The 13,859-nt window shown below is 39.0% G+C and carries 11 protein-coding genes and 1 riboswitch; of the genes, 10 read left to right on the forward strand and 1 reads right to left on the reverse strand.

Annotated elements, in window-relative coordinates; all coding sequences use genetic code 11:
* Positions 1-140 precede the first annotated feature (140 nt).
* From EUBHAL_RS06175 to EUBHAL_RS06220, 10 genes are all read left to right on the forward strand, one after another.
* Positions 141-1,271, forward strand: a complete 1,131-nt coding sequence (locus EUBHAL_RS06175; protein ID WP_005346593.1) for a DUF362 domain-containing protein — start codon at positions 141-143, stop codon at positions 1,269-1,271.
* 46 nt (positions 1,272-1,317) lie between these two features.
* Positions 1,318-1,424: riboswitch (TPP riboswitch) on the forward strand.
* Between the two features lie 143 nt (positions 1,425-1,567).
* On the forward strand, positions 1,568-1,768 hold the full coding sequence (gene thiS, locus EUBHAL_RS06180) for a sulfur carrier protein ThiS (RefSeq protein ID WP_005346595.1): 201 nt from the start codon (positions 1,568-1,570) through the stop codon (positions 1,766-1,768).
* 142 nt (positions 1,769-1,910) lie between these two features.
* On the forward strand, positions 1,911-2,681 hold the full coding sequence (locus EUBHAL_RS06185; RefSeq protein ID WP_005346597.1) for a thiazole synthase: 771 nt from the start codon (positions 1,911-1,913) through the stop codon (positions 2,679-2,681).
* 283 nt (positions 2,682-2,964) lie between these two features.
* Positions 2,965-4,218 carry a 2-iminoacetate synthase ThiH gene (thiH, locus tag EUBHAL_RS06190; protein ID WP_005346598.1) on the forward strand — a complete coding sequence of 418 codons (1,254 nt, stop codon included), beginning with the start codon at positions 2,965-2,967 and terminating at the stop codon, positions 4,216-4,218.
* 145 nt (positions 4,219-4,363) lie between these two features.
* Positions 4,364-4,948 (forward strand): thiamine phosphate synthase, encoded by a 585-nt coding sequence (locus tag EUBHAL_RS06195; RefSeq protein ID WP_055298523.1) that lies wholly within the window; start codon positions 4,364-4,366, stop codon positions 4,946-4,948.
* 78 nt (positions 4,949-5,026) lie between these two features.
* Positions 5,027-5,887: an EamA family transporter gene (locus EUBHAL_RS06200; protein WP_242648752.1), complete on the forward strand. Its 861-nt coding sequence runs from the start codon at positions 5,027-5,029 to the stop codon at positions 5,885-5,887.
* 644 nt (positions 5,888-6,531) lie between these two features.
* The gene (locus tag EUBHAL_RS06205) at positions 6,532-7,839 is read left to right on the forward strand and encodes a uracil-xanthine permease family protein (RefSeq protein ID WP_005346605.1); all 1,308 of its coding nucleotides are present in this window, start codon (positions 6,532-6,534) and stop codon (positions 7,837-7,839) included.
* 352 nt (positions 7,840-8,191) lie between these two features.
* Positions 8,192-8,635: a MarR family winged helix-turn-helix transcriptional regulator gene (locus EUBHAL_RS06210; RefSeq protein ID WP_022170713.1), complete on the forward strand. Its 444-nt coding sequence runs from the start codon at positions 8,192-8,194 to the stop codon at positions 8,633-8,635.
* Between the two features lie 72 nt (positions 8,636-8,707).
* Positions 8,708-10,456, forward strand: coding sequence for an ABC transporter ATP-binding protein (locus EUBHAL_RS06215; protein ID WP_005346611.1), 1,749 nt, complete (start codon positions 8,708-8,710; stop codon positions 10,454-10,456).
* A gap of 2 nt (positions 10,457-10,458) precedes the next feature.
* Positions 10,459-12,351: an ABC transporter ATP-binding protein gene (locus EUBHAL_RS06220; RefSeq protein ID WP_005346613.1), complete on the forward strand. Its 1,893-nt coding sequence runs from the start codon at positions 10,459-10,461 to the stop codon at positions 12,349-12,351.
* Between the two features lie 12 nt (positions 12,352-12,363).
* Here the strand turns inward: EUBHAL_RS06220 and pdxR are convergent, their stop codons facing one another.
* Entirely contained in the window at positions 12,364-13,767 is a 1,404-nt protein-coding gene (pdxR, locus tag EUBHAL_RS06225; RefSeq protein WP_044922221.1) for a MocR-like pyridoxine biosynthesis transcription factor PdxR, read from the reverse strand.
* Positions 13,768-13,859: the final 92 nt, after the last annotated feature.

Below are 13,859 nucleotides of genomic sequence, written 5' to 3' on the forward strand. Positions count from 1 at the left end.
CGTAATCTATGTTAAAATAAAGAACGATATTTTATTTTAATACTTTGTAATTGACAGAGTGTCAAAATAGCTGTAAAGTATACTTGTAATGAGAAAATATTTCATTTCAGACTAAATATTATGAGAAAGGGATTGCGAACATGGAAAAATCAAAAGTTTATTTTACCGACTTCAGGGCAAAGTTAGGAGAGGGACTTCCACTCAAATTAAAGAGACTTCTGAAGAAGGCCGGAATCTCAGAAATTGATATGGAGAATAAGTTTGTAGCAATTAAGATGCATTTTGGTGAGCTCGGCAATGTAAGTTTTCTTCGTCCAAACTATGCAAAAGCAGTTGCGGATGTTATAAAAGAATTAGGTGGTAAACCATTTTTAACAGATTGTAATACGCTATATCCTGGAAGCCGTAAGAATGCTTTAGAGCATTTACAGTGTGCCTGGGAGAATGGATTTACTGCAATGACTGTCGGATGTCCTATTTTAATTGGAGATGGATTAAAAGGGACAGATGATATTGAAGTACCTGTAGAAGGTGTAGAATACATAAAGAGTGCCAAAATTGGCCGTGCGATTATGGATGCAGATATTTTTATCAGTTTAAGCCATTTTAAAGGGCATGAGACGACAGGATTTGGTGGTGCGATTAAGAACATCGGTATGGGATGCGGTTCTCGTGCTGGTAAGAAAGAGCAGCATACAAATGGTCAGCCAACGATTCACGAAGATATGTGTCGAGGATGCCGCCGCTGTATGAGAGAGTGCGCCAATAATGGTCTGGTCTTTGATGAAGAGACCAAGAAGATGCACATTGATGGAGCTAACTGTGTTGGTTGTGGAAGATGTATCGGTGCCTGTAATTTTGATGCTATTGAATTTGAGAACTGGGCAGCAACAAAGGACTTAAACTGCAGAATGGCAGAATATACGAAAGCAGTAGTAGATGGAAGACCAAACTTTCATATTTCTTTAGTTGTTGATGTATCTCCAAACTGTGATTGCCATGCAGAGAATGATGCACCAATCCTGCCGAATATCGGTATGTTTGCATCCTTTGATCCATTAGCATTAGACCAGGCCTGTGTAGATGCCTGTTTGAAGATGCAGCCACTGCCAAACAGCCAGCTTTCTGAAAATATGCATAAAGAAGGCTTTTGCGATCATCACGATCATTTCGAAAATTCCACTCCGGAATCTGAATATAAAACATGCTTAGAACATGCAGAAAAGATTGGCTTAGGAAGCAGAGAATACGAGCTTATTGTGATGAAGTAGTAATTTTATCTTGCTTTTTTCTGACAATAAGTGTATATTAAATACAATTGAACAACAGGGGAGCTTGTATTACAGGCTGAGAGGAAGGTATGACCTTCGACCCATTAACCTGATTTGGATAATGCCAACGTAGGGAAGCATAAAAGTTTTGTATAGTTTACGGGAAGTTACCGAATCGGTGGTTTCCTGTTTTTTTATGTAATTCATTTTATATAATCGGAAGTCACTTTTGAATCTCCTATTATGTGAAAACCCTTCAGGCAGAATTCTTTTCTTAGTCTACAGGAGGTGAAAGTGTGGTAAGAATCAATGGACAGGATTGTGAAAAAACAGGAATTTCTGTTTCAGATTACCTGGAACAGGAAAATTATAATGTGAAACATATTGTTGTGGAATATAATCTGGAGATTATTCCAAAAGAACGGTATGCACAGACAATTTTAAAAGATGGTGATGAGGTAGAAATCGTAAGCTTCATGGGCGGCGGCAGCAAATAAGTGTATACCGCCAAAAAGCTTATAAGAAGGCAGTAATGCATTTTTATGAAATGATAGCAAATGTATTTATGTCGAAAGTTTATGGTTTTACAAAGTAATTACTTAACTGCGAGAAATATGTGAGAAAGAAGGGCGTTTTATTATGAAGACAAAAGATAAATTAGTGATTGGTGGACATGAGTTTGATTCCCGTTTTATTTTAGGTTCTGGAAAGTATTCCATGAAGTTAATCGAAGCGGCTGTAAGAGATGCTGGTGCGCAAATTATTACGTTAGCAGTGCGCAGAGCCAACACAAAAGACCATGAAAATATTTTAGATTATATTCCAGAGGGTGTTACTCTTTTACCAAATACTTCCGGAGCGAGAAATGCACAGGAGGCGGTAAGAATCGCACGTTTGGCAAGAGAACTTGGCTGTGGAAACTTTGTAAAGGTAGAGATTATGCGTGACAGCAAGTATCTTCTTCCAGATAACCAGGAAACGATTAAGGCAACAGAAATTCTTGCAAAAGAAGGATTTGTTGTTATGCCATATATGTACCCAGACTTAAATGCTGCCAGAGATTTAGTGAATGCGGGAGCAGCCTGTGTTATGCCGCTTGCTTCTCCAATTGGCTCTAACAAAGGGCTTGCCACAAAGGAATTTATCCAGATTTTAATTGATGAGATTGATCTTCCGATTATTGTAGATGCCGGTATTGGTAAGCCATCACAAGCTTGTGAGGCGATGGAAATGGGAGCGGCTGCGATTATGGCGAATACTGCTTTGGCAACTGCCGGTGATCTTCCAATGATGGCTGCGGCATTCCGTCAGGCAATTGAGGCAGGAAGAAAGGCATATTTATCTGGTCTTGGACGTGTGCTTACAAGAGGAGCATCGGCTTCTGACCCACTGACAGGATTTTTGCATTAAATGATAACTTGTGAATTATCTCATTGATATTTAGTCAGATAACCTATCTGTTTTTTCATCAAACTGTGTTATTTATCTGAAAGTCAATGGGATAGCAAACCAGAGAGTGTTTGAAAAATCATTCCTGCAAATCAAATTGTAGTGAACATCTTGCAGGAAACATTTTTAAACACACTCTGGCAAGTTTGTAGCAATATAGAAAAATCAGCTTTGTAGAAAAGGTTTTTTAGGATTTTAGTAATTATAAAAATGTGAAAAGATTTACTGGAAAAGAGGTAGCAAAATGGAAAATCAGTTTTTAATTGATTCAGAATATTTATCAGCCGAAGCTCTGGAGAAAAAGCATCGTTTGGAAACAGACCCTTCTTCAAGAAAAAGTCATATGGAATATATGCCAGGAATGGAACAGATTACATCAGATGTTATGGAAAAAGTCATGAGTCAGATGAACTCTTATGATTATGAAAAATACACGGCAAAAGATGTAAAAGCAGCATTAGAACATGAAACTTGTTCTATCGAAGATTTTAAAGCGTTATTATCTCCTGCGGCTGCACCATTTTTAGAGCAGATGGCACAGAAAGCGAAAATAGAGACAAGTAAGCATTTCGGAAATACAGTATATTTGTTTACACCGCTTTATATTGCAAACTATTGTGAAAATTATTGCGTGTACTGTGGATTTAACTGTTATAACCATATTAATCGTATGCAGCTTAATATGGAACAGATTGCCCATGAGATGAAAGTAATTGCTGATTCTGGTATGGAAGAAATCTTGATTCTTACTGGAGAAAGCCGGGCAAAAAGTGATGTAAAATACATTGGTGAGGCATGTAAACTTGCAAGAAAGTATTTCCGCATGGTCGGTCTTGAAATCTATCCGGTAAATACCAACGAATATCGTTATCTGCATGAATGCGGAGCAGATTATGTCACTGTATTTCAGGAAACCTATGACTCCGATAAATACGAAACTTTGCATCTGATGGGACATAAACGAGTATGGCCATACCGTTTTGAGGCACAGGAACGTGCTCTTATGGCAGGTATGAGAGGAGCGGGTTTTTCTGCACTTCTTGGATTATCTGATTTTAGAAAAGATGCGTTAGCAAGCGCACTTCATGTTTACTATTTACAGAGAAAATACCCACAGGCAGAACTTTCCCTGTCCTGTCCAAGACTTCGCCCAATCATCAATAACGATAAAATTAATCCTTTAGACGTTGGTGAAAAACAGCTTTGCCAGGTATTATGTGCTTATCGCATCTTCCTTCCGTTTGTTGGCATTACCGTTTCCTCAAGAGAAAGCGAAATCTTCCGAAACGGCATTGTAAAAATCGCTGCCACCAAAGTTTCCGCTGGTGTCTCTACTGGAATCGGTGATCACGAAAGCAAATACACTGGAAAGGAGGAAGACGGCGAGCAGGGTGATGAACAATTTGAGATCAATGACGGAAGAAGCTTCCAGAAAATGTATGAAGATATTTCGGAAGAAGGCCTGCAGCCAGTCTTAAATGATTATCTTTATGTGTAAGCGAAGAAATCAAAATTCCACCAAAGATCTGAAGCAACAGCTTATAAAAAATGGAACCTATCAAAACAGAGACTATCAAGGTAAAAACTTTGAAAAGAAAAATACTACAGGAGGAGAGTTCAATTCTATATTAAAAAATTCTGTATTGGAAAAATCAGATATCCTGTGTATTACAAATCGGAAACTTTGTAAAGATGACTTTTTAAAAAGAATCCAAATTATCGCAGCAGCGCAACCCAAAGCGATAGTATTAAGAGAAAAAGATTTATCAGAAGAAGCATATACAATATTAGCAGAAAAAGTAATGCATATTTGCGAGAAGTATAGCGTGCCATGTATCCTCCACAGTTTTGCAAAAGCAGCAATGGCCCTTAATGTAAAAGCAATCCATATGCCTCTGCCACTTCTTCGGAAAATGACTCCACAAGAAAAAAATCATTTTGAAATAATTGGTGCCTCCTGCCACTCTTTAGAGGAGGCAAAAGAGGCAGAAAGACTTGGATGTACTTACATTACTGCCGGGCATATCTTTCTTACAGATTGTAAAAAGGGACTACCGGGAAGAGGTCTTACATTTTTACAAAATATTTGTGAAAATGTATCTATTCCGGTGTATGCTATTGGCGGAATTTCCAATGAAAACATAAATGACGTTAGACAAACAGGAGCAGCAGGGGCATGTATAATGAGTGGCTTTATGAAATGTAATAATATAGCGGAAATTATATAAAATTTATGTAGAAGTGCCATAGATTTCTATGCGTATGCTGTAAATTTTCTTTACGAAAAGAAGGCGGATATTATGTGAATTTTTTATGCGATAGGTTCTTCCTTTTTTGCAGGTATCACAGCAATCCTTGCAAAGTGTGGAATTCGGAAGACAAACTCAAATGTGGCCACAGCAATCCGAACAATAGTTGTTCTTATATTTGCGTGGCTGATGGTGTTCGTTACAGGTGCAGAGGCAGGCATCAGTAATATTAGTAGTCGTACATTGTTATTCCTTGTATTATCTGGATTGGCCACAGGAGCCTCATGGTTGTGCTATTTCCATGCTCTGCAAAAAGGAGATGTTAATAAAGTTGTTCCGATTGATAAATCCAGTACGATTTTAACAATTTTATTAGCACTCATCTTTTTACAGGAAGGGCTTAGCCTTGGAAAAGGTGTCGGTATTGTTTTGATCGGTGTTGGAACAATGCTGATGATTACAAGAAAAGGAATGGCAAATCAGGAGAAAAGTTCCGATGGAAGCTGGTTTATTTACGCAGTCTTTTCCGCAGTATTTGCCAGTCTTACCGCAATACTTGGAAAGGCAGGTATCGAAGGAGTTGATTCTAATCTTGGTACAGCCATTCGTACAACTGTTGTCCTTGTCATGGCGTGGTTTATGGTTTTTGTGACCGGAGAACAAAAGAAAGTACGGACTGTCGAGAAAATAGAACTACTCTTTATCTGTCTGTCAGGACTTGCAACCGGAGCTTCCTGGCTATGCTATTACCGTGCATTACAAGAAGGACCGGCAAGTGTTGTTGTTCCGATTGACAAATTAAGCATGCTTATAACAATTGCATTTTCTTACATCGTATTTCATGAGAAGCTTACTAAAAAAGCAGCTTTTGGTGTTGTACTTATTACTGCAGGAACAATACTTCTGGCAATGATGTAAATAGGAATTTGCCGGGGTGAGTAACAGACGAAGTCTGAGAATCAAATCACAAATATAGATGGTTTGATTCTCGGACTTTTGTTTCTTGGCTACCCGAGCAAATTAGTGGAAAGATTAGTGGAAGAAGTCAGGAGAGATAGAAGTAATTCGGAAATTTAAATCTTTCAGGATTGATACAAAACCTAAAAAAAATCAAATTTTCAGCGTACTACAACAATAATTCGAGTCAATCTTTCAAAAAACAACTCCGCAGAAAGCCAAAACCTTCTGGCGATTCCCCAAATCACTTCAACAATAAATAGCAATTTTCCCCCCCACAGCCAAAGCACAGCTCCCGAAGAGAGTCTAACCCCTATATTTGTGGCCTCGGAGCAAGGTTTGGATGCGAGCACTTAAAGAGAGCATTCAAACCGCCGCGACTAAAGTCACAAATATAGGGGTTAGACTCTCTTCGGGGGCGTTTCTTTGGCTGTGGAGAGGAAATTCCTATTTAGTTGCTTTTTCCGACAAAAAATGTTAATATACATGAGACAAAATATAAATTTTTCTATTATTTATGCAGGATTTTTCATATAAGATGCAAATTTTCGATAGCAGAATAATAGAAAATCATAGGAGGTATTATGAGTAGACCGACAAACAACATGTCAGAAGAACTATTCAAAGTGGATGGAAAAACATCTGTAGGTGAGACCCTTCCACTTGCCCTGCAACATGTGGTGGCCATGATTGTAGGATGTGTTACACCGGCAATTATCGTGGCTGGTGTGGCCGGACTGTCAGAACAAGATTCTGTTATTTTAATTCAGGCAGCCCTTACGATGTCAGCAATTACAACATTGATTCAGGTATTCCCTCTCCTTCGGACAGGGAAAATTGCAATCGGTTCTGGACTTCCGGTAATCATGGGTATCAGTTTTGCCTATGTACCGACTATGCAGGCAATTGCAGGAAGATTTGATATCGCAACGATATTAGGAGCACAGATTGTTGGAGGTATCGTAGCGGTTTTCGTTGGTATTTTTATTAAGCAGATTCGTAAGTTTTTTCCACCGTTAATTACAGGTACCGTTGTATTTGCTATCGGTCTTTCATTGTATCCAACAGCAATTAATTATATGGCTGGTGGTGCGAGCAATGAAAGTTACGGTTCCTGGGAGAACTGGCTTGTAGCGATTATCACACTTTGTATCGTAACAGCACTGAATCATTATGGAAAAGGAATCTGGAAGCTGGCATCCATATTAATTGGAATTATTGCAGGATATATCATTTCATTATTTTTTGGAATGGTTGATTTTTCAGCAGTAGTAAATGCATCCTGGTTTGCGCTTCCAAAGCCAATGCACTTTGGAATCAAGTTTGAACCATCTTCCTGTGTTGCAATCGGCGTATTATTTGCCATTAATTCCATTCAGGCAATCGGAGATTTTTCCGCAACAACAACAGGCGGACTTGACCGTATGCCGACAGATGAAGAATTAAATGGAGGTATCGTAGGATATGGATTAAGTAATATTGTCTGTGCAATTTTTGGCGGACTTCCAACTGCAACATACAGCCAGAACGTAGGTATTGTAGGTTCTACGAAAGTTGTTGCAAAAAGAGTATTTGAGACTTCAGCTATTATTATTCTGATTGCAGGATTAATTCCAAAGTTTTCCTCTGTACTTACAACGATTCCGTACTGTGTACTCGGTGGAGCAACCGTTTCTGTATTTGCATCAATTGCAATGACTGGAATTAAACTCATCACAACAGCACCGATGGATTTTAGAAATACAACAGTCGTTGGATTATCAATTGCTCTTGGCATGGGTGTGACACAGGCAAATGCAGCGTTGGCAACTTTCCCTGCATGGGTAACAACTATCTTTGGAAAGTCCCCTGTTGTATTGGCAACTATTACTGCGGTATTCTTAAATCTTGTGTTACCAAAAAACAGTGATTAAAGAATAATTTATTACAGGCAAAACACGCGAACCATCAAAGAGAATATACCCTATATCTGTGACTTTAGTCGCGGCGGTTTGAATGCTCGCTTATGCGCTTATATCCAAACCTTGTTCTGAGGCCACAGATATAGGGTATATTTTCTTTGGTGGTTCTATTTGTTCCAATTTGGCAAATATGCCGTCGTCTGTAGCTTACCTAATGAATTAAATAGCAATCTCTCTCTTGACAAATCTTGAAAGATGAATATAATAGATACAGCGCAAAAAAAGTTTGATATTGAACAATTCAATGTTGAATGGTTTGATTCTAAACAATTTATACAAAGGAATAAGAAGATAAGGAGGTACCGTGAAGAGAGAAGAAATGATAGGATTTATTGTGCGCTCTTTGGACAACATGATGATGCGGAATGCAGTGGGCGATGAGAAGTCCGAGAAGAAGGGAATGATGCCGGTGATGCAAGGATGGATCATCGGTTATTTATATGACCATAAGGAAGAGGAGATTTTTCAAAGAGATATTGAGGCAGAGTTTTATATTGCCCGTTCTACGGTGACCTGTTTGGTGAAACAGATGGAGCAGAAAGGGTATATCGCAAGAGTGGCAGTAGAGAGAGATTGTCGCTTGAAGCGTCTTTGTCTTCTGGAAAAAGGAGAAAAACTTCATGAATGTTTTCTACAAAATATTGATAATGTGGAGAAAAAGGTTCGTGAGGGAATCGATGAAGAAGAATTGCAGACTTTTTTTAAGGTGGCAAAGCAGATTCGAGAGAATCTTGAACAGATGCAGTAAGGCAATGCAAAGTGCTGTGTGCATCAAGAGAATATATAATTAAAAAAGAAAGAGAAAGGACGGTGGTTTAGAATGATAAAGACTCTTGCAGGACAGGTTAAAGAGTTTAAGAAAGATTCTATTATTACACCAATTTTCATGATTTTAGAGGTGATCATGGAAATGATTATTCCTCTTTTGATGTCATCAATTATTGATGATGGCGTGGAAAAGGGAGATATTCATCATATTTATATTATTGGTATATGGATGGTTGTGGCAGCAGGCATAGGTTTGTTTGCCGGTATTATGGGAGGAAAGTACGGTGCAAGGGCATCAACAGGTTTTGCCCGTAATTTACGACAGGCAATGTTTGAAAATATTCAGACATTTTCTTTTTCTAATATTGATAAGTTCAGTACCCCAAGTTTGGTTACCCGTATGACAACAGACGTAACAAACTTACAGAACTCCTATCAGATGCTTCTTCGTATGTGTGTGCGTGCGCCATTTAGTTTAATCTGTGCAATGATTATGTCATTTTCGGTGAATGTAAAGCTCGCAAGTATTTATCTGGTTGCGGTTATTATTCTTGGTGCGCTTCTTGCAATTATTATCTGGAGGGCAATGGGATATTTTACAGCAATGTTTAAGAAGTACGATGACTTAAATGAAAGTGTGCAGGAAAATGTTTCTGCAATTCGTGTTGTAAAAGCATATGTACGTGAAAAATATGAAAAGAGCCGCTTTACAAAGGCAAGTGGTAATGTATATCGTATGGCGGTAAAAGCGGAGAGAATTGTTTCTTTTAACGCTCCATTAATGATGCTTATAGTATACTCCTGTATTCTTGGTATTAGCTGGCTTGGTGCAAAGATGATTGTACAGTCTGCACTTACAACAGGGGAACTCATGATGCTTCTTGCTTATTGTATGAGTATTTTAATGAACCTTATGATGCTTTCCATGGTATTTGTTATGCTTTCTATGAGTGTGGCAAGTGCAGAGCGTGTATCTGAAGTGTTAAATGAAACACCGGATATTGTGAATCCAGAGAATCCTGTTTATAAAGTAAAAAATGGAAGTATTGTCTTTGACCACGTTTCTTTCCGTTATAATAAAGAGGGCAAGAAAAATGTATTAAATGATATTGACCTTTCTATCAAAGAAGGAGAGACAATCGGTATCATTGGTGGAACTGGTAGTGCAAAGTCCAGTCTTGTTAACTTAATCAGCCGTCTGTATGATGTTTCCGAAGGACGTTTACTTGTTGGCGGAAAAGATGTAAGGGAATACGATATTGAAACACTTCGAGATGAAGTTTCTGTTGTATTACAGAAAAATGTTCTTTTCTCCGGTACAATTCTCGATAACCTCCGCTGGGGTGATGAGAATGCAACAGAGGAAGAGTGTAAGAGGGCCTGCCATCTTGCCTGTGCGGATGAATTTATTGACCGAATGCCAGATGGTTATCATACATATATCGAACAGGGTGGTTCGAATGTTTCTGGTGGGCAAAAGCAGCGTCTTTGTATTGCAAGAGCCCTTCTTAAAAAGCCAAAGATTCTGATTCTTGATGACAGTACAAGTGCCGTAGATACCGCAACCGATGCAAAGATTCGTGAAGCATTTGCAAAAGAAATTCCAGATACAACAAAATTGATCATCGCACAGAGAGTCTCCAGTATTCAGAGTGCAGACAGAATTATTGTTATGGATAACGGAGAAATTTCCGGTTTTGATACCCATGAGAATCTTATGAAATCCAATGAAATTTACAGAGATGTCTACGAATCCCAGACTAAGGGTGGCGGAGACTTTGATGAGAACGGAGGTGAATAGAGATGGCACGGATAAAGAATATGAAAAATGCTAAAAAGATAGAGAATCCCGGAGTTTTATTAAAACGTCTTATGGGATATATTATGAAGCATTACGGGGCTGCCTTTGTTACAGTATTGATCTGTATTTTGATCAGTGTTATCTGTAACGTACAGGGAACGATGTTTATGCAGACTTTGATTGATGATTATATTGTTCCAATGCTAAAAGATGGAAGTCGTGATTTTTCCGGTCTTGCACACGCAATCACAAGAGTTGCTGGATTTTATGCGATTGGAGTAGCTGTTACACTGTTGTATTCACAGATTATGGTAAATATCACTCAGGGTACGTTACGAAGCCTGCGTGATGATTTGTTTACGCATATGCAGGACCTTCCGATTAAATATTTTGATACACATGCACATGGAGATATCATGTCCGTGTATACGAACGATATTGATACGTTGCGCCAGATGATTTCCCAGAGTATTCCACAGATTTTTAATAGTGGAATTATGGTTGTCAGTATTATCGTATGTATGCTTGTGTTAAGTGTTCCGCTTACTGTTGTCAGTCTGGCTATGGTCGGCATTATGGTTTATCTTTCTAAACGTATTGCAACTTTGAGTGGAAAATACTTCGTACAGCAACAAAAAGACCTTGGTGCGGCTAATGGTTATATCGAGGAAATGATGCAGGGACAAAAAGTTGTCAAAGTATTCTGCCATGAAGAAAAAAGTATTGAAGAATTTAAAGAATTAAATGATAAACTGTTTCATAGTGCGGATAATGCAAATAAATTTGCCAATATTGCCATGCCAGTAAATGCACAGGTTGGAAATATCAGTTATGTTATCGTTGCGATTGTTGGTGGTATTCTTGCTATCAATGGAATTGGCAGTTTTACTCTTGGTGGATTAGCAAGCTTTTTGACATTTAATAAGAGTTTAAATATGCCAATCGGTCAGGTCAGCCAACAGGTAAACTTTGTTGCAATGGCACTTGCCGGAGCACAGCGAATCTTTGAGCTTCTTGACAAAGAACCAGAAGTAGATGAAGGCTATGTAACTCTTGTCAATGCAACAGAAGATGCAGATGGAACGATTCACGAAACAGACAAACATACTGGAACCTGGGCATGGAAACATTTTCATAAAGAAGATGGAACAACAACGTATGCCAAGCTTCTTGGTGATGTAGAATTCCTCGGTGTAGACTTTGGATACGATGAGAAGAAGATTGTACTTCACGATATCAAAATGTTTGCCACACCAGGACAAAAGATTGCATTCGTTGGTTCTACCGGAGCTGGAAAGACAACGATCACTAACCTTATCAACCGTTTCTATGATATACAGGATGGAAAAATCCGTTACGACGGCATTAACATCAATAAGATAAAGAAAGCCGATTTAAGACATTCCCTCGGAATGGTGTTACAGGATACGCATTTATTTACAGCAAGCGTCAAAGACAATATCCGCTATGGTAAATTAGATGCGACCGATGAAGAGGTTATCGAAGCAGCAAAACTTGCCAACGCAGACAGCTTTATCGAACGGCTTCCACAGGGATATGACACTGTTCTTACTGGAGATGGTGCCAACTTAAGTCAGGGTCAGAGACAGCTCCTATCTATCGCAAGAGCAGCCATCGCAGACCCACCAGTATTAATCCTTGATGAAGCAACCAGTTCCATTGATACCCGTACTGAGAAAATCGTACAGGAAGGTATGGATCGACTGATGCATGGAAGAACTACCTTCGTTATCGCACATCGCCTTTCTACTATCAAAAACAGTGATTGTATTATGGTATTAGAACAGGGGCGAATCATTGAGAGAGGCTCCCATGATGATTTGATTGAAGAACAGGGAAGATACTACCAGCTTTATACAGGAAATAAGGCTTAGCTTATTTAGCATCTATTTCTTTATCACATCATAAAGCACCTTTATCGCGTCCTCCACCCCCGTTGTATTGAGATAGGAATAGTTTATGATGAAGGTATGTGCCGCAAAATCATCTGGGCTGTCGTGATAGTAGGCGGAGAGGCTGTTTAGTTTGACACCTTTTTGTAAAGCTCTCTGCATGAGTTCTTCATCGGACAGTTCCGTATTGACCTTGAGTAGAAAATGTAGTCCAGAGTCTTCTTCCATGATGGTGACATAGGAAGCGAGCGGGCTGTTTTTTATGGCATCAAGAAGGCTGTCTCTTTGTTTATGATAGAAGTTTCGCATTCGATTAATATGTTTTTCGAAGCAGCCTTCGTTAATAAAGCGCATTAGAGCGTACTGTTCAAAGTTTGAGACGGTACAGGAATAGAAACTTAACCGTTCCAGAAAGCGGTTGGCAAGTTTCGGTGGGAGTACCATGTAGCTGATTCGCATTGTTGAAGATAGACTCTTAGTAAAGGTATTAATATAGATGACTTTCTGTGTGATATCCATACTCTGTAAGGACGGGATTGGCTTTCCAGTCAGGCGGAATTCACTGTCATAGTCATCTTCAATAATGTAGCGGTCGGTAGAGGCGGCGGCCCAGCCAAGCAGCTCGTAGCGGCGGCTTATCGGGGTAACGATTCCAGTAGGAAAGTGGTGGGATGGAGAAATATGTACCACATCGGCTTCACTTTTTTCTAATTCATCGACAAGGATACCGTTATTATCCATTGGAATATAGTGATATGCCACATTGTAGCTGTTGTAGATTGCGGCAATTTTTTCGTAGCCTGGATTTTCAATGGCATATTTTTTGTCAAATCCCAGAAGCTGGATTAAAAGTCCGTATAAGTATTCGGTTCCGGCTCCAATAAAAATCTGCTCCGGCTGTACATGCATTCCACGAAATTGTTCCAGATGGGTGGCGATTGCCTGGCGAAGTCCCATAATTCCTCCGCAGGGTGGTTTCGTCATCAGTTCTGGACTGTTTGTATTAAAAGTCTCACGCATCAATTTTGCCCAGATAGAAAATGGAAAGTTTTCCGGACGTGTCTGGTTGCTGGAAAAGTCAGCAAGAAAGTCAGACTGCCCAGAGGAAAGTTTCACATTTTCTGTTGTCAGTTTGACTGGTTTTATCACATTATTTTTAAAATCAGAGACATAAAATCCCTTCTTTGGAATGGAGTAAATATATCCTTCCGATAAAAGCTGAGCATAGGCATTTTCAATCGTAATCGTACTTACGCCGAGATTTTTTGCAAAACTTCTTTTGGAAGGGAGCTTTTCCCCGGAAACTAACTTGCCATCAACAATATCCTGACGGATACATTGATAAAGATGCATGTATAGAGATTCATTTTTTAAGTTTGTAAAAGAATAGGTTAGCATTCGAATTCTCCTTAATGTATGTAATGTGCTCTCGGTGTTTTTCTTACAATTACTTTTGTGACCGATTTTCCATCAGCTGCACCTGAAATTTA

This window comes from Anaerobutyricum hallii DSM 3353 (genome assembly GCF_000173975.1).
Taxonomy (GTDB): domain Bacteria; phylum Bacillota; class Clostridia; order Lachnospirales; family Lachnospiraceae; genus Anaerobutyricum; species Anaerobutyricum hallii.

Excerpts from the sequence above, each read along its gene's own strand:
- EUBHAL_RS06175 (WP_005346593.1), top strand. The coding sequence starts at position 141 with ATGGAAAAATCAAAAGTTTATTTTACCGACTTCAGGGCAAAGTTAGGA.
- EUBHAL_RS06185 (WP_005346597.1), top strand. The coding sequence starts at position 1,911 with ATGAAGACAAAAGATAAATTAGTGATTGGTGGACATGAGTTTGATTCC.
- thiH (WP_005346598.1), top strand. The coding sequence starts at position 2,965 with ATGGAAAATCAGTTTTTAATTGATTCAGAATATTTATCAGCCGAAGCT.
- EUBHAL_RS06205 (WP_005346605.1), top strand. The coding sequence starts at position 6,532 with ATGTCAGAAGAACTATTCAAAGTGGATGGAAAAACATCTGTAGGTGAG.
- EUBHAL_RS06215 (WP_005346611.1), top strand. The coding sequence starts at position 8,708 with ATGATAAAGACTCTTGCAGGACAGGTTAAAGAGTTTAAGAAAGATTCT.
- EUBHAL_RS06220 (WP_005346613.1), top strand. The coding sequence starts at position 10,459 with ATGGCACGGATAAAGAATATGAAAAATGCTAAAAAGATAGAGAATCCC.
- pdxR (WP_044922221.1), bottom strand. The coding sequence starts at position 13,767 with ATGCTAACCTATTCTTTTACAAACTTAAAAAATGAATCTCTATACATG.